The organism is Pyxidicoccus sp. M15 (assembly GCF_056858435.1).
Genome location: NZ_CM166495.1, coordinates 1,242,867 through 1,262,620, shown reverse-complemented (window position 1 = coordinate 1,262,620; position 19,754 = coordinate 1,242,867). Strand labels below are relative to the sequence as shown.

The following is a 19,754-nucleotide window of genomic DNA, read 5'->3' as shown; positions in this document are numbered from 1 at the left end:
GCCCTGATTCGAAGCTCCAACCGAACACAAGGAGAGTGGGCATGAGCAGGGCATGGGTCGTCATGGTGCTGCTGTGCCTCCTGGCCTCACCGGTGCGCGCCCAGGACGTGGCTCCTGGAGGGATGCTCGGGCTGCCCCTCGTCGTCCGTGCGGGCGGCTGGGCCCGCTACGTGGCGGAGTCCTCGGACGGGCCCACACAGTTCGTGGTCAGGGTTGGTGCGCCCGGGAAGCACGGTGGCCGGAGCGGCCGGTGGCTCCTCCTCGAAATCGCAGTACCCGCCACGGGCCGCGTCGCCCTCCACTTCCTCATCGAGGGAGAGCGCTTCACCGCCGACAAGGTGCTCCTGCTCCGGGTGCTGGTGCCCGGACAGGCTCCGCGCGAGTCCTCGGACGCCTTCGCCGACGCGAAGAAGCCGCCCCGGCAGCCTCGCGTGCTCCGGCGGGGCACGGAGACAGTGGCGGGCAAGAAGCTCGAGGTGACGGAGTACTCCTATCCCGAGGGACTCACCGCGGAGTGGTCGCCCTCGGTGCCCGCGCTGGGCCTCGTCCGGGTCTCCGGCCCCCAGCCCTTCCAGCTCGTCGCCTTCGGCACCGGGGGCGACCCCTGGAAGGGCGCGGCGACGCCCTGAGCGTCAGGGCTGCCCCGAGCGTGACGAGAGTCCCGCCTGGAGGAGCGTCCCGCGCACGCTGCCCGCGTCCGCGTCGGCGAGCCGGGCCTCCAGATGCAGCGCCACGCCGCGCCCCGCCTGGAGCAGCACGCGAGGCGGCTCGCCCTCCTGCTTGCGCAGGCTGAACCACTCCAGCTCGGAGAACCGCGTCCGCCGGCCCAGCGGGTCGATGAAGCCGTCCCCTCCCAGAAAGAGGGCGGGCACGACGCGCAGGCCGAGACCTCCGAGCCACGCGGCCAGTCCCAGGCAGAACGTCCCAAGGGCGGGCCGCCCCTCCGTGTAGAGGAGGTGGAGCCCCAGCAGTCCCAGCACGCCCAGCGCCAGGAGCACCTGCACATAGGTGCCGACGCGCGCATGGGCATCGAGGACTCGCAGCTCCCGGGCCCGCGACAGCATCCAAGCCCCATGGAGGGACAGGAGCGCGAGCCCCACCGCCGCCACGGCCACGCCCAGGTCAATCATCCCCCGGCGCCCGCCCAGCGCCTGGGACTCGCGGACGAGCCCCACCGCGCAGCCGCAGAAGAACAGCAGCGCCAGCACCTGGAAGCCGACAGCGAAGCGGGGGAACGCGGGAGCCTTCATGGGGAGGGGTGAGCGCAGCACACCGGTGGCTCGGGCAGACGCGGAATCCGTCGCCTCCCGTCAGGTAGCCGACCAGGCGGGCGCCCGCCCTGCCCTCGCCCCTGCCCACGGACGGACGGCATCGGAGGACCCCTACATGGCGGGCCTGCCTGCCCGTCATCAACCTTCCCGGATGGACGTCCCTCAGCGGGGTGACTGCGTCCGGGGAGCGTGAGTCCCATGTGGAGTCCTTCGTTCCGCAGAGCGAAACGCACGCCCCGGCGGCCGCGAGGGCCGCGCGCGGGGATGCTCGGCCCCAGGACGGCGGCAGTGACGTTCGCCGTGCTGGAGGTCCTGTCCCTGCAACGCGCACCGGGCGGCGGGCTGGCACGGGCCCGCGCGAAGCGTGGCCTCGCCTTCGCGGCCCTGGGGGGCGCGACGTTGCGGCTGCTGAAGGGGCGCCTGGAGAAGCACCTGCGGCGGAGGAACCGGCAGGTCCGCCGCCGGGGGCCTCCCACGACGCGGGAGCCCATCGAAACGGCGCTCGCCATGGCGATGCTCGGCGCGCTGGCGCTGCCGCTGATGCTGGAGCAGGAGTCGAAGGCGCCGAACCGAAGAGAGCCAGCGCCTCCGCTCGGGAAGGGAGCCGCGTCCGCGCGCTCGGTAGACGACGATGGGGAGGACGGGGACGACCTGGGCCTCAACGGGGCCATCGCGTCCTGGTAGCGCTCCTGTTAACACCAGGGGCATGACCGCGCCTCGCCCCAACCCGCTGCTGTCGGACCGCGACGTGGACTTCCAGCTCTACGAGGTGCTGGACGCCGCGTCCCTGTGCGCGCTGCCCGCCTTCTCCGAGCACTCGCGCGACACCTTCACCCTGCTGCTGGACAGCACCCGCCGCTTCGCCCGCGAGGTGCTCTACCCCACCTACCGCCCCATGGACGCGGAGCCGCCGGTGTTCAAGGACGGCCGCGTCCACGTCCACCCGCTGATGCGCAAGCTCTATCCGCGGATGGTGGAGCTGGGCCTGCTCACCGCCACGCGGCCGCCGGACGTGGGCGGGCAGCAGCTGCCGCTCACCGTGCACGCGGTGTCCAGCGCGTACCTCATGGCGGCCAACCTGAGCGCCTACGCGTACGTGGGGCTGACGCTGGGCGCGGCGCACCTGTTGGAGGTGTTCGGCACGCCCGAGGTGCAGGAGCTGTTCATGGCGCCCCTGTACCGGGGCGAGTGGACGGGCACCATGGCCCTCACCGAGCCGCAGGCGGGCAGCAGCCTCGCGGACGTGAGGACGCGCGCCACGCCCGCGCCGGACGGCACCTGGCGCATCCAGGGCTCGAAAATCTTCATCAGCGGCGGCGACCAGGACTTCACGGAGAACGTCATCCACCTCACGCTGGCGCGCACCGAGGGCGCGGAAGCCGGCGTGAAGGGCATCTCCCTCTTCGCGGTGCCGGCGCGGCGGCCCGAAGGCGGGAAGCTGGTGGACAACGACGTCCGCGTGGCGGGCGTCATCCACAAGATTGGCTGGAAGGGCATCCCCAGCCTCGCGCTCAACTACGGCGAGGAGGGTGACTGCCACGGCTGGCTGGTGGGCCCACCCGGGCGCGGGCTGGCGTGCATGTTCCAGATGATGAACGAGGCCCGCATCATGGTGGGCATGAACGGGGTGGCCACCGCGCTGGTGGCCTACCACGAGGCGGTGGCCTACGCGCGCGAGCGCCCGCAGGGCCGGCCCGCCGGCATCCGCGACGCCACGCGCCCGCAGTCGCCCATCATCGAGCACGCGGACGTGCGGCGCATGCTGCTGCGGCAGAAGGCGATTGTGGAGGGTGGCCTCTCGCTGCTGCTCGCCGCGTCGTACCAGGCGGACGTGGCGCTGCACGGGACGGACGAGGACTCGCGCAGGCGCGCGCAGCTCTTGGTGGACCTGCTGACGCCGGTGGCGAAGACGTTCCCCGCGGAGCGCGGCTTCGAGTCCAACGCGCTCGCGGTGCAGGTGCACGGCGGCTACGGCTACTCCAGTGAGTACCCGCCGGAGGCCTGGCTGAGGGACCAGAAGCTCAACAGCATCCACGAGGGCACCACCGGCATCCAGGGCCTGGATTTGCTCGGGCGCAAGGTGGTGGCGGGAGGCGGCGCGGCGCTGCAGGCCTTCGGTGAGGAGGTGGCGGCGACGGTGGCGCGGGCGCGCAAGGCGGGCGTGGAGGCCGCGTGGTGCGACGCGCTGGAGACGGCGCTGGGCGAGGTCGCGGAGGTGGTGGGCGCACTGGGCGCGCGCGGCATGTCCGGCGAGGTGGAGCTGATGCTGCGCCACAGCGCGGACTTCCTGGACCTGTTCAGCGTGCTCGCCGTGGCGTGGCGCTGGCTGGCCCAGGCGGCGGCGGCGAAGGAAGGCCTGGCGCGCGGTGGCGACGGGGACTTCTACGAGGGCAAGCTGGCGGCCGCGCAGTACTGGTTCGCCGTGGAGCTGCCTCGCGTGCCCCTGCTGGCCGCGCTGTGCCGGACGGGCGAGGACTCCTACGCCCGCATGCGCCCCGAGTGGTTTTGACCTCTTCGCCCGCCTGCCTGGCTGCCCTCCGCGTCTGGACGGATGAAGGGACGGCCCGGGTGCCGGGGCAGGCCAGCACGTTTCTGATGCACCGATTGTTGGTGCTCGTAAGATGTAAAGCGTGACTGTTTCTTTCCACCTGTGCCAACCCGGCGGCGGCGCTTCGTGTGGCGCCTGCTGTGGCCTGTACAACTTCCGGGACCACTCGCGCGCGGCGCTGACCGAGCAGCTCGCGATGCAGACGGAGCGACTGCGCCGGGTGCCCTGGGAGGCGTCGGCCTGGCAGGCGGCGGCGCGCGAGCTCATCGCGGCGCGGCGCGCGGAGCCGATGTTCTCCGCGGTGCGGGTGTGTCCGCTGCTGGGGTTCCTGGACAAGGACCGCAAGCAGGTGGGCTGCCTGGGGCATCCGCTGGTGACGGGCGGGACGGACCTGCGGGACTGTGGCGTGTACCGGGCCTCCGTGTGCGAGACCTTCACGTGTCCGTCCTTCGGCTGGCTCACGGATGCGCAGGCGCGGCTGGTCCAGGTGGCGTGCGCGGACTGGTACCTGTACGGACTGGTCATCACCGACGTGGAGTTCGTGCGCGGCTGCCTGCGGCTCATTGAATGGGAGCTGGGCGGGCCGGCGAAGCCCGAGGTGCTGATGGACAAGCCGGAGGTGCTCGCGGCGGTGCGGAAGCTCTTCGCGCTGAAGGAGACCGCACCCCGGCGCGACGCGAAGGCCACGGTGTTCGGCCGCTTCAGCCGGGACGCCGAGGGCGAGCCGGTACCGCGCACGGTGGACTACGTGCGCCTGGGCATGCGCGCGTCGACCGAGGACGACGTGGTGCTGTGCCTCGGCTACACGCCCCAGGACTCCACCGAGCTGATGGCGGCGCGAGAGCTGGTGCGCTCGCACGTGAAGGCCGTGTCGCGCCTGCTCGCGAGCTGAGCCGAGCCGGTGCCTGCCCGGGCTGGCGTGACGGGGAGCGCACCCGCCGCGCCCGCGCCCCGTCCCGTGGCCGGTAGGAGCGGAAGGAGCATTCCTTCCACGGGACTGCCGCCCGAAGAGATGGGTCCAGGGGCCGGACCGCATCAGGCGGAAGGAGCATTCCTTCCACGGGACAGGCCCGAAGAGATGGGTCCAGGTGCCGGGCCGCATCAGGTGGAAGGAGCATTCCTTCCACGGGACGGCCACCGAAGGGATGGGTCCAGGGGCCGGGCCACACCAGGCGGAAGGAGCATTCCTTCCACGGGGCTGGCACCCGTCGCCGGTAGGAGCGGAAGGAACATTCCTTAGGATTCAACAGAACGCGAGACGGGTTGCGCATAGATGCTCTTGCGCAAGAAGCCTGCTGCGGCCAGTGTGCCTGCCTGTTCTTCAGCCCGGCTGCCTCCGCTTCCAGAGGAGTATGAGTCAGCGCAGTTGGGGGACACCCGTCGCACCCAGAGGTTGGTGGCCATTGCCGAGCGGCTCGCGCCTGCGCCCGGCACTAGCTTTCCGGAAGCCTGCCGAGGCGCGGCGGAGCTGGAGGGGTGCTACCGCTTGCTGAGCAATAAGAAGGTGGAGTGGGCGGACGTGCTGGCGCCCCATATCGCGCAGAGTCTTGCGCGCTGCCAGGCCGCGGCAGCGCAGGGCCGCCCCGTGGTCGTCGCTCACGACACCACCAACGTGCGGTTTGTGGGCAGTGAGGCGGGCGTGCGCGAGGGGGTGGGGACGCTCAACCGAGGCGAATCCGGCTTCGAGGCCCACCTGGCGCTCGCCTGCAGTCTACCGTCGCCTGAGCACGTGCTGGCGCACCCGTTGGGCGTTGTCGGACTGCACCCCCACGTGCGTCCTGTGCGCCCCAAGCGCACCACTGCGCAGCAGAAGAAGGAGAGCCAGGCACGCCCGCAGGCAGAGCGTGAGTCGCAGATGTGGCAGACGCTGGCGCACACCGTGCAGCAGCGGTGCACCCAGGCCAGCGTGCCCCAGGTGGTGCACGTCATGGACCAGGAGGCCGACAGCTTCCGTCTCTTCTACGAGCTGACCCAGCATGACTGCGCCTTCGTCATCCGCACTCGCTTCAACCGGCTGGTGGACGCACTGGGCTCTGAGACGGACCCGGCCCGCCACCTACACGCCGCACTCGAAACCGCACCGACACTGCTCACCCGAGAGGTGTCGCTCGGGGCGGTCAAGGCCCGGTGGAAGGGCCGCAATGGGGGCGCGCCCGCCAAAAAGCAGCCCGCACGGCAGGCGCGCACCGCGCACCTTGAGGTGCGTGCCCGAAGCGGGTTGGTCCTGCACGCCAGCGAGTACTCCCAACGCGATGCGGACGTGCCCTCCACCCTGACTCTCAATGCGGTGGAGGTGGTGGAGCCGCGGCCTGCCGAGGGCCAGCAACCGGTGCGCTGGGTGCTGCTGACGACGCTGCCGGTGGACACCCCGGAGGCTGTCGCGCACGTGGTGGATTGCTACCGGGCACGCTGGAGTGTGGAGGAACTCTTCAAGGCCCTCAAGACAGGCTGTGCCTTGGAGAAGCGTCAGTTGATGAGTTTGCACGCGCTGCTCAACGCCCTCGCACTCCTGCTTCCGCTGGCCTGGCGCCTGCTGGCCCTCAGAACCTTGGCGCACCAGTCCCCCACCACTCTCGCTACGGACCTCTTCAGCCCCGACGAGCTCGCGTTGCTGCGCCATCTCTCGGTGCGCGTGCACCTCGGCCCCAAACCCACCTGCGGTGAGGCACTCCTCGCCCTGGGCGGGCTGGGCGGCCACCTCAAACACAACGGACGCCCCGGGTGGCAGACGCTCGCGCGCGGCCAGGACAGGCTCACCACGGCTCTAGAGGGATGGCTGGCTGCTCGGGCCGCTCCAGAGTTCTGTTGAATCCTAAGGAACATTCCTTCCACGGGACTGCCGCCCGAGGGGCCGGGTGCCGTTCCGCGCGGCGTGAAGGAGCCACGCCACCGTCCGCCACCGCACACGCCGGGTGGCCATTGTCCACCCGCCACCGTGTTACCGGTGACGTCGCTCCCACCCTGACGGGCAAGCACGCAGCTTGCAGCGGCAAGCCGCGAGTCAATTCGGATGGGAACGCGAGGTGTACGGATGGGCAGTCGATGGGCGTGGGTGGGAATGGTGGGACTCTGCGCGTTGGCCTCGGGGTGTCATGAGCGTGGGGAGGAGAACACTTCGTCGGCCGCTCCGAGCATGGCGGTGGCGACGCCGGACACCTCGGAGACAGGGGCCCTGGGAGCCCATGCGCCGGTGACGAATGCGGTGGCGCAGGGGCCGATGGTGGCCCAGCCCGGCACGGCGGAGCGGCGCGCGCCGCCCACCGGCACGCAGGTGCGTGAGCCGACCGCGGGCGGCTCGACGACCGGCGCTCCGGCGGGAGCCAACACGGCGACGACGGGCACCCAGCCAGCAGCGGCCGGCACGGCGAGCGCGGGCACGACGGGTGCGCCCGCCACGGGCACGACCGCGGCCGGCACGGCGCAGGCGCCCGCGCGAGGCGGCCGGGTGATGATTGGCTACGAGGCGGTGCAGGCGAGTGACGACGAGGCCTGGCACCTGGGCGCGGCGCGCGCGGCGAAGGACGCGGCCACGGGCGGCAGCGGCAACGCGGGCGCGTCGCTGGAGGAGGTGGTCATCGCCTCCAGCTCGGTGAGCGGGCGTGTCACCCGGGTGGGCAAGAACGCCATCACCGTGAAGGACCAGGAGGGCGGCGTCTACGAGCTGCAACTGGACCGCCGCAGCCGGGGCCTGCGCCAGGGCCGCAAGGTCTCCCTGCGCGGGCTCGAGGAGGGCACGCCGGTGCGCGCCCAGTTCGTCCTCATGGGCGGCCGCACCGTCGCGCGCGACGTGCAGATTCGCCGCTAGCGTCACGCTTCCTCCCCGGCGCCGGGGCGTCACGCGGTATGACGCCCCGGTTCACGGCAGGTCGCCCGGCCGCCCTCCCGTCGAGGGAACGGGCGACTCGCGGGCGATGGCACTCCACCGGCTGTTGCAGTGTCCGAGTGGGGAGCCCTGGAGGCGAGCACATATGGAGGAAGTAGCACCCCGGCAATCCGGGACGCGGTGTCACCCCTGGCTCGCCGTGCTGTTCGCGGCCTGCGCGCTCACCGCGTGCAGGCGTGGAGCGGGCACGCTGGAGCCCTCCGTGCCGCCGCCGCCCCGGCTCACCGTGGAGCAGGTGGCGCGGCTCCTCCCTCCCGACGTGAAGGAGCGCGAGGGCTGGGCGAGGGACGTGCTCGCCGCGCTGGAGGTGGAGGAGCTCGCGCCCTCGCCGCCGGCGGTGTGCTCGGTGCTGGCCGTCATCGAGCAGGAGTCCGGCTTCGAGGAGGACCCGGCGGTGCCCGGCCTGCCGAAGCTGGTGCGCACGCGGCTGGAGTCGCACGCGGACAAGCTGGGCCCGCTGGGCCGCAAGGCGCTGGCCTCCGTCATGGAGGGCAAGGCGCCGGGCCAGAAGCGCACCTTCGACGAGCGGCTGCGCACGGTGCGCACCGAGCACGACCTGGACCGGCTCTTCCGGGACATCCTCGCGTTCTACGAGGACAAGTACCCGAAGACGTACGCGCTGGCGGACCTGGCCAGCTCGCTCTTCGCGACGGGGAAGCTGGAGGACCTCAACCCCATCACCACCGCCGGCTCCATGCAGGTGAGCGTGCGGTACGCGATGGAGAAGGAAGGCGACGACGCGGACCCGGTGGAGGTGCGCGAGCGGATGTACACGCGGGCGGGAGGCGTGCGCTACGGCACCGCGCGGCTTTTGGGCTACGAGGCCGCCTACCCGGAGCCCCTCTTCCGCTTCGCGGACTACAACGCGGGCGTCTACGCCTCGCGCAACGCGGCCCTGCAGGCGCAGGTGAGCCGCCTCACGGGCCTGGCGCTGGCGCCGGACGGAGACCTCCAGCTCTACGACAAGCAGGGCGAGCCGCTGGACGACGACAGCAAGTCTCTCAAGGCGCTGCTCGCCTTCCGCGAGCGCTACGCACCGGAGCTCAGCGAGCGGCAGGTGCGCCGCGACGTGCGCAAGGAGAAGGAGCGGGACTTCGAGGACACCGACACGTACCGCGCGGTGAGGCGCGTCTACGCGCGGGAGACGGGCGAGTCCCCTGCCTACGCCCAGCTCCCCCAGGTGACGCTGCGAAGCCCCAAGCTGAAGACCGAGCGCACCACCGCGTGGTTCGCGCGCTCGGTGCAGGCGAGATTCGACAGGTGCCAGACCCGCTACCGCGCGCTGGCGAAGTAGCGGGCCCGGCGAGTCAGCTCATGGCGTGGTGAAGAAGGAGCTGATGGCCTCCGAGGAAGCGAAGGGCAGCGGCTCGCCGTAGGTGAACGGCTTGCGCTCCACGTCGTACCCGGGTGACTCCATGGCCGCCACGCGCAGGTAGTAGATGCCGTCCGAAGGCAGCGCTCCGGGCGGCAGCCGCACCTGGGTGACCGAGCCAGGCACGTAGAAGCGGACGAACGACGTGCCGAAGAACAGCTCCGGGTCGAACTTGTAGATGGCCACCCGGTACGCCGAGGGCACCCCCAGCGTGGGCGCCTGCCACGAGATGACGGGGCTGGCCGAGCCCACCTCACGCGCCACGCTCGCGGGCACACCGTCGATGCTCAGCCCGCGAGGCGGAGACACGCGGGGCTGCACGGGACCCGCGACGAGGTTGTCCAGCCGGTCGTACGTCACCATGGTCCCCGACAGGTAGAACTGGCTGCCCGAGCCATCCGGAATGGGCTGGAGGGTGCGGAACGAGTACTGCGCGGAGGCCACCGTGCCCCAGCTCGAGGGGAAGGGGTTGCCGTACGTCAGCCGGCGCGTGAAGTCGTACGAAGCGCCCCGGGGAAGCTGCAGGGTGAGCAGCTCGCCCGAGTAGCCCACCCAGCCGTCCGAGAGGCCGTGTGCGGCGGGCGTGACGTAGAAGTACGGAGTGGACGGCGTGGCCGACGGGTGCACCTCGGCGGCCCGGGCGGTGTACTGGGGCAGCCGCCACTCGATGGGGAACTCCGCCATGGGCACCGGCTGCATCACCCCGGTGATGGGCAGGGGCGTGGTGCCGTCCGGGGTGAAGTCGAAGGCGCCCATCTCCACGCTGCGCACCACCGTGGAGTAGCCCAGCGCGCCGCCATCCGGCAGCGTGCCCGCGTCCATGGGGTGGAGCTGGTTGACGACCAGCCGGTCCCCCTTGTCCGCCTCGAACACGGGGATGGGGCCGGTGCCGGCCCACAGCTCGGAGCCGGTGGAGACGACGCTCGTCTGACCGGTGGGGTCGATGTCGAGGATGTCCACGCCGCCGTACAGGTCCACCTGCCGGGAGGCCACCTGGAGGCTGGAGCCGGGGAACGAGCTGCTCAGCCACTGCGCCCACGGCGCCATACCGACGAGGTTGAGCTGCACGGGCGTCGTCGTCACCGGGCTGAACACGGTGTCCGGACGGCCCAGGCGGTTGCCGCCGAGGTCCACCTGCCGCTCATCGGTGATGATGTAGCTGGAGCCGGCCTTCAGGTAGTACGGGCCGGAGGGCACACCGGAGAACTGGTAGCCGCCGTCCACGGCCGTGCCGGTGAGGTGCGTGAAGGTCGTCCCGTTGGGGATGAGCAGCTGGGGCGGGCTTGCCGACAGGTCATTGAGCCGCGTCGCGACGCCCACCGCGGTGTGGAAGCGGGTGGTGCTCGTCACGAGCACCGTGTCGCCAGCGGGAGTGCCGCCGTCGGACGCGCAGCCCTCGGTGATGGGCACGCCCATCCACGTGCCGTCGCCGCCGGTGGAGTCGGTGTCCACCTGGGACTGGCCGTCCTGGAGTTCCGGCGAGGTGCCGGGCTCGCCGCCAGCACAGCCCAGCCACGTGGCACAGAGCAGAAGGGAGAAGTGACGCAGGTACATGAAACCCCCGAGAAGATTGGGAAGGGTGGAGCACCCTACCGGGGGCCTCTGACGTCGCCTGGTGAGCAACCTGACATGCGCCGGCCCGACAGGATTCGGGCCGGCGGCGTGCGGCGTGCGTCAGTTCTTCGCGGGGGCGGCGGGCGGAGCGAAGCGCTTGTCGGAAATCTTCATCTCGGTGACGGTGCCGTACTTGCGGGCCACGTCGCGGATGGCGGACGCCTTGCCGATGAGGACGACGGTGAGGTCCTGCGGCGAGGGCAGCGTGCGCTGGATGACGGCGCGTACGCTGTCGCGGGTGGCGGCGGAGACGGCGCTGGCGAAGCCGTCCACGTCGCTGGAGTCGAGCCCGTAGAAGGCGAGCTCGGACAGCTTGTCGGCCACCTGCGTGCCGGTCTCCAGCGTGGGCGGGAACTGGCCCAGCACATACGCCTTGGACGAGGCGAGCATGGCGTCATCCATGCCCGTCTGCCGGTAGCGCGAGAGCACGTCCAGCGCGAGGTCGAGCGCACGGCCGGTGGACTCCGTCTTCGTGTACGAGCTGATGACCACGGGGCCCGGGCGCGAGTTGCGGATGAAGTACGAGCTGGCGCCGTAGCTGAGGCCGGACTTCACGCGCAGCTCGGTGTTGAGCAGCGAGGTGAAGCGGCCGCCGAACACGGTCTCCGCCAGCTCCACGGCGACGCGGTCCGGGTCATCTCGGGAGATGCCGGTGTTGCCAATCCAGAAGTAGGTCTGGGTGGCGTCCGGCTTGTCCACGAGCAGCACGCGGCGGCCCTTGGAGACGGAGGTGGCGGGCACCTCGGGAGCCGGCGACGCGGCCTTCGCCCAGCCGCCGAGCGAAGACTCCAGCTTCGCGGCGAGCGCCTTGGCGTCGAAGTCGCCCACCACGGAGAGGATGAGCCGGTCCGCGCCGAGGTGGTTCCTGGCGTAGGCGAGCACGTCCTCGCGGGTGAGGCCCGGGAGGGACGCCTCGCTGCCGCTCACGGGGGCGCCGTACGGATGGCCGGTGAAGTGGAACGCCTGGAAGTAGGCGCCGATGAGGGCGCGCAGGTCGCCATCCTTGGCGGAGGCGATTTCGGACACCATGCGCTCGCGCGTCTTCTCCAGCTCGTCCTGGGAGAAGCGCGGGCGGGTGAGCATGTCGGTGAGCAGCTCCACCATCAGCCCGGTGTCGCGCGACATGAACTGGCCATGGATGAGGAGGGCCTCGAGGGAGGGCAGCACCTCGAGGGTACCGCCCACACCGTCCACGGCCTCGGCGAACTGGCGGGCGTCGCGAGCGCCGGCGCCCTTCTGCATCAGCTCTCCGGTGAGGGCGGCCAGGCCCTCCTTGCCGGCGGGAGCGCCGAGCGCGCCGCCGCGAATCCACGCGCTGAACGAGACGAGCGGCAAGTCGCGCCGCTCCACGAGGAGCAGCTTCGCGCCGTTCTTCAGCGTGACGGTGGTGGCCTTGGGGAGCGTCACACCCTGCGCCGGAGTCGGAGCAGGCGTTGCCGGCTTCGGGGCCGGAGCGGCGGGGCCCTGCGCGGCGGAGGGGAAGGCGGACAGCAGCAGCGCGCTGAGCAGGACCTTCCAGGAGAGGGGCGCCATCATCGCGTGGCCTCCTTGCGGGTGTCGGGGGTGGTCTCGTCGGTGGGCACGAGCCACCCGACGGTGCGGCGCTGGGGGTTGAAGATGCGCGCGGCGACCTTGCGAACGTCGTCGCGCGAGACCTTCTCGAAGCGGGCGGGGGCGTCGAAGAGCTGGCGGTAGTCGCCGCGGAAGACCTCAGCGGCGCCGAGCGCACGGCCGCGGCCGTTGTTGGTCTCCAGGCTGCGCCAGTAGCCGGCGAGGGCGATGTTGCGGGCCTTGCGCAGCTCGGCCTCGGTGACGCCGTCCTTCACGACGCGGGCGAGCTCCTCGGTGAGCATCGCCTCCACCTTCGCGAGGTCACCGCCGGGGGGCAGGTCCGCCTGAATCCAGACGAGGGACGGGTCGAAGCCGGGGGAGAACAGGGTGTCGACGTTGATGGCGACACGGGCCTCCTCGACGAGGCGGCGGTGCAGGCGCGAGGAGTCGCCGTTGGAGAGGATGCGCAGGAGCAAATCCAGCGCCTCGGCGTCCGGGTCCTTCCCGGAGATGCCGTGGTAGGCGAGCTGGAGGATGGGGGACTGGGCGAGCTTGCGGACGACGATGCGGCGCTCGCCGTTCTGCTCGGGCTCCTGGGTGCGGACGGGGGCGGGAGCGGGCTGGGAGGGAATGGGCTCGAGGTGCTTCTCGGCGAGCGCGAAGACCTCGGCGGGGGTGACGGCGCCGGTGACGATGAGGGTGCCGTTGTTGGGGGCGTAGTACGTCTTGAAGTAGCGCTGGAGGTCCTCGAGCTTCCAGGACTCGATGTCGGACGGCCAGCCGATGACGGGGAACTGGTACGGGTGGGCGACGAAGGCGGTGGCCTGGACCTGCTCCTGGAGGGCGCCGGCGTTGTAATTGTCCACGGAGGAGCGGCGCTCCGAGTAGACGACGCCGCGCTCGGACTCGATGACCTTGGGGTCGAAGGCGAGGTTCTGGAGGCGGTCGGCCTCGAGGTCGAAGATGAGCTCGAGGGCGGAGCGGGGGAACCACTCCATGTAGACGGTGACGTCCTCGGAGGTGAAGGCGTTGTTGGCGCCGCCGTTGGCCTCCATGACGCGGTCGAACTCACCGGGGCCGTACTTCTTGGCGCCGTTGAACATCATGTGTTCGAAGAAGTGGGACAGGCCGGTGATGCCGGGGTACTCGTTGCGGCTGCCGACGCGGAACCAGTTGTAGAGGACGGCGTTGGGGATGTCCTGGTCGGGCCAGACGATGACCTTCATCCCATTCTTGAGGGTGCGCGCCTCGATGCCTGCGCCGAGCTTCTGCGTGGCGGCCGCGGCGGGCTTCGTCGCCGCCCTGCCCTGTCCCTGCGCGAGCGCGACGGGGGCCGCGAGCAGGGCCAGGCTGGACGCCCAGAGTAACGACTGACGGAACATCCGTGCTCCTGTCGTGAGGAAGACGCCCGGGAACGGGCGGCCGGGCACCATATTCCAGGTGCCGTCCTCCCGGGTGACCCGGGAGGGTGGGACGGGGGACACGGACCCGGAGTGGAGGAAAGCCTGGAAGATGGGTGGGTTAGAGTCCCCGAGTGTCTTCCCCCTTTCTGTCGATACCGGAATCCCAGTGGGTGGCGTCGAACGCGCATGCCTTCGCCATCCGTGACGGCTTCCCGGTGAGTCCGGGCCACACGCTGGTGATTCCCCGGCGGCTGGTGGCCACCTGGTTCGAGGCCTCGCCCGAGGAACAGCGAGCCATCTTCGAGCTGGTGGACGTGGTGCGGAGCCGCCTGGAGCTGGAGCTTCAGCCGCACGGCTACAACATTGGAATCAACGTGGGTCAGGCGGCCGGGCAGACGGTGTTCCATCTGCACGTGCATGTCATTCCGCGTTTCACCGGAGACATGGCGGACCCTCGCGGCGGAGTCCGGCACGTGATTCCCGGCAGGGGCAACTACCTCACCGGGCAGGCGAAACCGCTGGCCACGGGAGGCGCGAAGGACCCGTTCATCCATCATCTGGAGCCCCTGTTCTCGCAGGCGATGGAGGTCGCGGTGCTCGCGGCCTTCGTCCAGGACAGCGGGCTGGAAGTGCTGCGCGAGTCCGTGGACGCGGCGCTGACCCGTGGGGCCCGGGTCCGAATCCTCACGGGCGACTACCTCGCCATCACCCAGGCGGATGCGCTGCGCAGGCTGCTCGACTGGATGGACGAGGACACCGCGCTCCAGCGCGCGGGGCGAGGCCGGTTCGAGGCGCGCGTGGTGGAGGTGGAGAAGCAGGGCGTGCCCTCCTTCCATCCGAAGTCGTGGCGCTTCCACGGCCCGGGGCTCGCGGTGGCCTATGTCGGTTCGAGCAACATCTCCCGGGCAGCGCTGAAGACAGGCATCGAGTGGAACCTCCGCGTGGAGAAGGACCGCGACCCGAGAGCCTGGCAGGAGGTGGTCGAGGCCTTCGAGGGCTGGTGGACGCGGGCTTCCCCGCTGGATGCGGAGTGGGTGGAGCGCTACGCGCTTCGTGCGAGGGAGGCGGGGCGCGCGCTGCCGGCGGGCGACGTGGAAGCAGAGCCGGCGCTCCCCAGGCGTGAGCCGCATGCCTTGCAACAGAAGGCCCTGGAGGAGCTGGCACGCAGCCGGAGGGAGGGGCGGCGCCGAGCGCTCGTCGTCCTCGCGACCGGCCTGGGGAAGACCCTGCTCGCCACGCTCGACGTGGAAGCCTTCGGGAGGGAGCTGGAGCGAACGCCGCGAGTGCTCTTCCTCGCCCATCGCGAGGAGTTGCTCGTCCAGGCGGCGGAAACGTTCCGGCGGCAGCTGCCGACACTGAGCTTTGGCTGGTGCGTCGGTGAGCGCTCCCAGCTCGCGGGAGACGTGGTCTTCGCGTCCGTGCAGAAGCTCTCTCGTTCCGAAATGCTCCAGCGGCTCCGGGAAACGGCGAGCTTCGACTACGTCATCGTGGATGAGGTGCATCACGCCGCGGCGGCAAGCTACCGGGCCATCCTCGCGTGCCTGGAGCCGCGGTTCCTGCTGGGCCTCACGGCGACTCCCGAGCGCGCGGATGACGGTGACGTGCTCGGACTCTTCGATGACCACCTCGCCTGGCGCTCGGACCTGGGCGAAGGAATCCAGGAAGGACTGCTCGCGCCGTTCGCCTACTTCGGCCTGAAGGACGAGGTGGACTACGAGAACATCCCCTGGAGGAACCGGCGCTTCGACCCCGAGCAGCTCGCCGAGGCGGTGCAGACGGAAGCGCGCATGCAGACGTTGTGGCGCGCGTGGCGCAAGCACACCGCGAGCCGCACCCTGGTGTTCTGCTGTTCGGTGAGCCACGCCCATTACGTCCAGCAATGGCTGAATCACCAGGGTGTACGCGCGGTCGCGGTCTACGCGGGCGCGGGTTCGGCGGACCGGGCGCAGTCACTCCGGCGACTCGCCGAGGGCACGCTGGACGCGGTATGCGCCGTGGACCTGTTCAATGAAGGTGTCGACGTCCCGAGCATCGACCGGGTCGTGATGCTGCGCCCCACGGAGTCACCGGTGGTGTTCCTCCAGCAGCTCGGCCGGGGGCTGCGAAAGTTCGAGGGCAAGGAACAGGTCACCGTCATCGACTTCGTGGGCAATCACAAGCTGTTCCTCGACCGGGTGCGCACGCTGCTCGCGCTGGGACGAAGTCCGGTGTCGCTGCGCGACTTCCTGGTGGACGGCAAGGAACCCGAGCTGCCCCCTGGATGTGCCGTGCAGGTCGAGCTGGAGGCCAAGGACCTGCTCAAGCAGCTGCTTCCCTCGGGAGGTTCGGAGGTCGAGCGAAGCTACCGTGAGCTTCGAGACGCGCGCGGAGAGCGCCCCAGCGTAGGCGAGCTGTACCGCCGGGGTTCTCCCCCTTCGACCCTGCGCAAGGCGCACGGAAGCTGGTTCAACTTCGTGAGGAGCGAGGGAGACCTCGAGCAGGGCGAGGCTCTCGCGCTGAAGAAGGGACAGGACTGGTTCGAGGAGCTCGAGCTCACGCCCATGAGCAAGTGCTTCAAGATGGTGCTGTTGGAGGCGCTCCTCGAAGCGAACGCCCTGGAGCGGGGAATGGCCCTGCCAGAGCTGGCGCGGCGAAGCCTCGCCATCCTCCAGCGCTCACCCGAGCTGCTCCAGGACCTGCAGGACGTGGAGGCACTGGACGACCCTCGAAACCCGAGCGCCGCGAAGTTCCTCGCCTACTGGAAGGCCAATCCCATCAAGGCGTGGACCCAGGGCAGCAAGTGGTTCCGGGTGGAGAATGACCAATTCGTCCCGCGACTCCCGCTCGAGCCTGACGCCCGACAGTCCTTCGAGGAGATGACCTACGAGTTGGTGGACTACCGGCTCGCGCAGTACCGGCGTCGGCGGCAACAACAGGAGGAGGGGACAGCATTCGAGGCCAAGGTCTTCTCGAACAAACGAGACCCCATCCTCAAGCTACCGGACCGCGACAAGCGCCCGGACCTCCCGCTGGGCCCCACGGACGTTCGGCTCCCGGATGGAAGCATCTGGCGCTTCGACTTCGTGAAGATCGCCGTCAACGTGGCACGGCCACCGGGCTCTCAGCGCAACCAGCTCCCGGACCTCTTGCGACAGTGGTTTGGTCCCACCGCGGGCCTGCCGGGCACGGCCTTCCGCGTCCGCTTCACCCCTGGGCCCGACGGCTGGTGGGTGGAACCCGTGCAGGCGGAGGTGGTTCCATTCATTCGCCCTGGAACGCTGGTGGCCTTCCCGAGCCTGAGAGCAGCCGCGGGTGCGGTGAACCCCGCGGTGTCGCTGGAGAGCGCACCGGAAGCGGAGCATGTCCGGTTGCCAGTCCAGGCACGCGGCGAAGGACTGTTCGCGGTGCGCGCCTCCGGCGATTCGATGGAAGGTGGCGAGCGGCCCATTCGCGACGGCGACTGGCTGGTCATGCGCTACGCCCGAGCGGCTGGCGCTGGCTCGGTGGAGGGGAAGGTCGCCCTCGTGCAGGTGCCGGACTCCGCTGGCTTTGGATATCAAATCAAACGGCTCGTCCGCGGCGAGGGGCACTGGACTCTTCGCTCCGACAACCCGGAGCGCCCTTCGTTCGAGGCAGGAAAAGAGGTGGTGCCCATCGCCCTGCTCGTCGAGGTCATCCCGCCCGAGCGAATGGGCCCGGAGCGTGCGGCTCCGCTCACGGATGAGCAGCTCGAGGAGCACTTCGGTCTGAGCGGGGCACCCAGGACAGGCCGTTACGAAGGTCATCTGTTCCTATGCGTCACGAAACAGGGCGTACTCACCGGGCCTGACCGGCTGGACCTGAGAGTCGCGGACCGCCGCCCCGCCGAGACTGCATTCGTCCTGACGCGAGAGACCACGCAGGAGCCATGGCGCTACTGGGGTGTGGCGCGCTGGAAGGACGATGAGGGCCAATGGGCTCTTTCGGAGCCGGTGGACTACGGCACCTGGCGCGCACTCGGGCATGGACGCAGCAGCTCGAAACGGTTGCCGGATGAGGCAATGACCCAGGCTGCCATATGGGTCGACCGCTTCCTGGCGGAGAACCCACCGGGCCGAATCATCGAACACAGCGGGAAGCGGTGCCGCGTCGCAGGCAGGGCTCCAGCAGGAGGACTGCGTATCGACGGTGGAGAGGACGGGTTCGCGGAACGGACAGTCAGCCTCACGGACATCGCCTGGGCGATGTTGGCCCGACAGGATGCATATGAATCCGGTGGGATGCTCGATGAGGCGCGCGTCAACCAACTGCGCTACCTCGAAGGCACTCCGAAGGACTCGACCCGATGGATTGATACGGGCTGGGCCTTGTTCCTCCTGAAGGCCTTCACCTCGTGACCCTGCATCCAACCCGCCCCGAGCCGCACGAATGGACCACCATGTTGCTGCCCCACTCCCGGCGCTGGTGGATATCTGCGGGCTGCATGCTCCTCGCCGCCTGTGCGGGCACACCTGCTCCGAGACGCGCCGAGCCCTACCGCTTCGACACGGTGTCCAACTCCTGCCGGCAGACCCCCGCCAACTGCGCGGCACTCGCTGGCGGGGAGACGGCGAGCCCCACTCTGGCCGCGGCGGCGACCACGGGCTACGTGCTCGTGCGCGCGCTGGAGGACCCCGTCAAGGACCTCATCGAAGCGATACTGGTCGAATGCGCCGACCTGGCGCGCTCCGAGGTCCTGCTCCGCCATCGCCAGGACTTCGCGGCTCCGAGCCCCACGAGGGAGGAGTGCAACCAGCAGGTGAGGGATGCGACGGGCAGGCGTGTCAGCCGGTCCGCGCAGCTCGGCGCGGAGATGCACCAGGAGGCCTTCAGGTGCGTGAAGGAGCGGCTGGGCAGGTTGCGGCCCGGAGGCTTCAGCCTGGAGCCGCACTACCGCTACGACTCGAAGTCCGGAAGGACGACGCACATTCCCCAGGAGGATGTGACGGCGCTGCGGGAGTCCGGCAATGCGGGAGAGCTGTGGGGGACGCTCGCCCCGGATGTCGTCATCCATGCAGGGAGCCCCTTTCAAATCCAGGCAGTCTATGACTTCAAGTTCCCATGCTTCCATCTGGATGGAATACCTGCTTGGGACTCGTATTCGGCTGGGCATCCGCACCATGAATTCAATCAAGGGCAGCTCTATAAAGCAGCCTTGGGAGTGCCCCCCCTGCGTGTTGCGCCCAGGATAGGAGTCGAACGATGAACAGGCCTCCGCCCCGGATTCGCCTCCGGAAGCCCAACGGCGTGCCCATCGCGCGCGACGCCCTGAGCATCAACCTCTACATGCGCCATCCGCGTCGAGAGGTGGCTCCCGCGCTCCTGCGCTCCCTCGACCGCTACCGGCGTGTGCTGGGCAGCGAGGTCCTCAGCAGGTACTCCTCTGAGAGATGCGTCTGGGATGACCTCGACGATGCGGCGTGGGAGCACCTTCGCGGGGAGGTACTCGGCGGCACGACCCCCATCATCCATCTCACGGACATCACCAGCGGCGAGAATCGCTTTCGCTTCGACTACTACGGCTCCTACGGTGCGCTCATCGGCCCTCCCACGGACGAGCCGACTTCGGTGTGCGCGGTCAGCTTCTGGCTGCCCACCGAGTACCTGGAGGAACACGGTCCCGGGCACGTACGCGAGCTCGCGATGGAGCTGGCCGCTCCTCTTCCCTTCTGCTCCGGCCACGCGGGACTCGCCTTCAACACGGAGCACGACATGCTCTATGCGAAGCCCGAGCGGCGCAAGCTGCTCTTCCTCCACCCGGGCATGGATGCCCCCAGGCTCGACACGCTCGCGCTGCATCTGGGCGCGAAGGTCCGCACACCCTCCTGGCTCACCTTCCTCGGCCAGCCCGTGCTGGGCGAGCTCGGCGGTGCCTCCGGCCTCCGCTCCCGCCTCCACTCACCTGACATCACCGTGCAGGAGATGGAGGGCGAGCGCGTCGTCGTCACCGTCGGCCCCGAGCCGGAGGCAGGTGAGGACGGGCGCATGCCACCGCCCTACCGCGAGCTGGCGCGCGTCCTGGAGCCCTGGCTCTTCCACGAGAAGTACCTCATCGACTCCACCCTCACCGCCGAAGAGCTGCGCCGCTGGGAGCGCCGACTCCTCGACTGAGCCA

Annotated in this window: 14 protein-coding genes; 10 read left to right on the top strand and 4 right to left on the bottom strand. The window is 70.1% G+C overall.

The annotated features are described in order from the left end of the window. Positions 1–41: 41 nt before the first annotated feature. Positions 42–629, top strand: a complete 588-nt coding sequence (locus ACX9TP_RS05095; protein WP_482978581.1) for a hypothetical protein — start codon at positions 42–44, stop codon at positions 627–629. 3 nt (positions 630–632) lie between these two features. Here the strand turns inward: ACX9TP_RS05095 and ACX9TP_RS05090 are convergent, their stop codons facing one another. Beyond that, on the bottom strand, positions 633–1,250 hold the full coding sequence (locus ACX9TP_RS05090) for a hypothetical protein (RefSeq protein WP_482978580.1): 618 nt from the start codon (positions 1,248–1,250) through the stop codon (positions 633–635). 309 nt (positions 1,251–1,559) lie between these two features. On the opposite strand from ACX9TP_RS05090, the gene ACX9TP_RS05085 reads away from it, so the two are divergent. From ACX9TP_RS05085 to ACX9TP_RS05060, 6 genes are all read left to right on the top strand, one after another. After that, the gene (locus ACX9TP_RS05085; RefSeq protein WP_482978579.1) at positions 1,560–1,955 is read left to right on the top strand and encodes a hypothetical protein; all 396 of its coding nucleotides are present in this window, start codon (positions 1,560–1,562) and stop codon (positions 1,953–1,955) included. Between the two features lie 22 nt (positions 1,956–1,977). After that, positions 1,978–3,780 carry an acyl-CoA dehydrogenase gene (locus ACX9TP_RS05080; RefSeq protein ID WP_482978578.1) on the top strand — a complete coding sequence of 601 codons (1,803 nt, stop codon included), beginning with the start codon at positions 1,978–1,980 and terminating at the stop codon, positions 3,778–3,780. A gap of 121 nt (positions 3,781–3,901) precedes the next feature. After that, complete coding sequence (locus ACX9TP_RS05075; protein WP_482978577.1) at positions 3,902–4,711, top strand: hypothetical protein; 810 nt, start codon at positions 3,902–3,904, stop codon at positions 4,709–4,711. Positions 4,712–5,215: 504 nt separating this feature from the next. After that, complete coding sequence (locus ACX9TP_RS05070; protein WP_482976662.1) at positions 5,216–6,628, top strand: IS4 family transposase; 1,413 nt, start codon at positions 5,216–5,218, stop codon at positions 6,626–6,628. A 324-nt stretch (positions 6,629–6,952) separates the two neighbouring features. Next, positions 6,953–7,624, top strand: a complete 672-nt coding sequence (locus ACX9TP_RS05065) for a hypothetical protein (protein ID WP_482978576.1) — start codon at positions 6,953–6,955, stop codon at positions 7,622–7,624. A gap of 163 nt (positions 7,625–7,787) precedes the next feature. Beyond that, the gene (locus ACX9TP_RS05060) at positions 7,788–8,996 is read left to right on the top strand and encodes a DUF1615 family protein (RefSeq protein WP_482978575.1); all 1,209 of its coding nucleotides are present in this window, start codon (positions 7,788–7,790) and stop codon (positions 8,994–8,996) included. A gap of 18 nt (positions 8,997–9,014) precedes the next feature. On the opposite strand, the gene ACX9TP_RS05055 is transcribed toward ACX9TP_RS05060, so the two are convergent. The 3 genes from ACX9TP_RS05055 to ACX9TP_RS05045 all read right to left on the bottom strand — a co-directional run bounded on the left by ACX9TP_RS05055 (position 9,015) and on the right by ACX9TP_RS05045 (position 13,621). Further along, positions 9,015–10,628 carry a hypothetical protein gene (locus ACX9TP_RS05055; protein WP_482978574.1) on the bottom strand — a complete coding sequence of 538 codons (1,614 nt, stop codon included), beginning with the start codon at positions 10,626–10,628 and terminating at the stop codon, positions 9,015–9,017. A 120-nt stretch (positions 10,629–10,748) separates the two neighbouring features. Continuing rightward, positions 10,749–12,224, bottom strand: coding sequence for a M16 family metallopeptidase (locus ACX9TP_RS05050; RefSeq protein WP_482978573.1), 1,476 nt, complete (start codon positions 12,222–12,224; stop codon positions 10,749–10,751). Then, entirely contained in the window at positions 12,221–13,621 is a 1,401-nt protein-coding gene (locus ACX9TP_RS05045; RefSeq protein ID WP_482978572.1) for a M16 family metallopeptidase, read from the bottom strand. Before ACX9TP_RS05045 ends, ACX9TP_RS05050 begins: the two co-directional genes overlap by 4 nt. Before the next feature lie 191 nt (positions 13,622–13,812). On the opposite strand from ACX9TP_RS05045, the gene ACX9TP_RS05040 reads away from it, so the two are divergent. From ACX9TP_RS05040 to ACX9TP_RS05030, 3 genes are all read left to right on the top strand, one after another. Further along, a complete protein-coding gene (locus ACX9TP_RS05040; protein ID WP_482978571.1) occupies positions 13,813–17,997 on the top strand; it encodes a DEAD/DEAH box helicase family protein in 4,185 nt (1,394 codons plus the stop codon). 86 nt (positions 17,998–18,083) lie between these two features. Next, complete coding sequence (locus tag ACX9TP_RS05035) at positions 18,084–18,845, top strand: hypothetical protein (protein ID WP_482978570.1); 762 nt, start codon at positions 18,084–18,086, stop codon at positions 18,843–18,845. Beyond that, positions 18,842–19,750 carry a type VI immunity family protein gene (locus ACX9TP_RS05030; RefSeq protein ID WP_482978569.1) on the top strand — a complete coding sequence of 303 codons (909 nt, stop codon included), beginning with the start codon at positions 18,842–18,844 and terminating at the stop codon, positions 19,748–19,750. Before ACX9TP_RS05035 ends, ACX9TP_RS05030 begins: the two co-directional genes overlap by 4 nt. Positions 19,751–19,754: the final 4 nt, after the last annotated feature.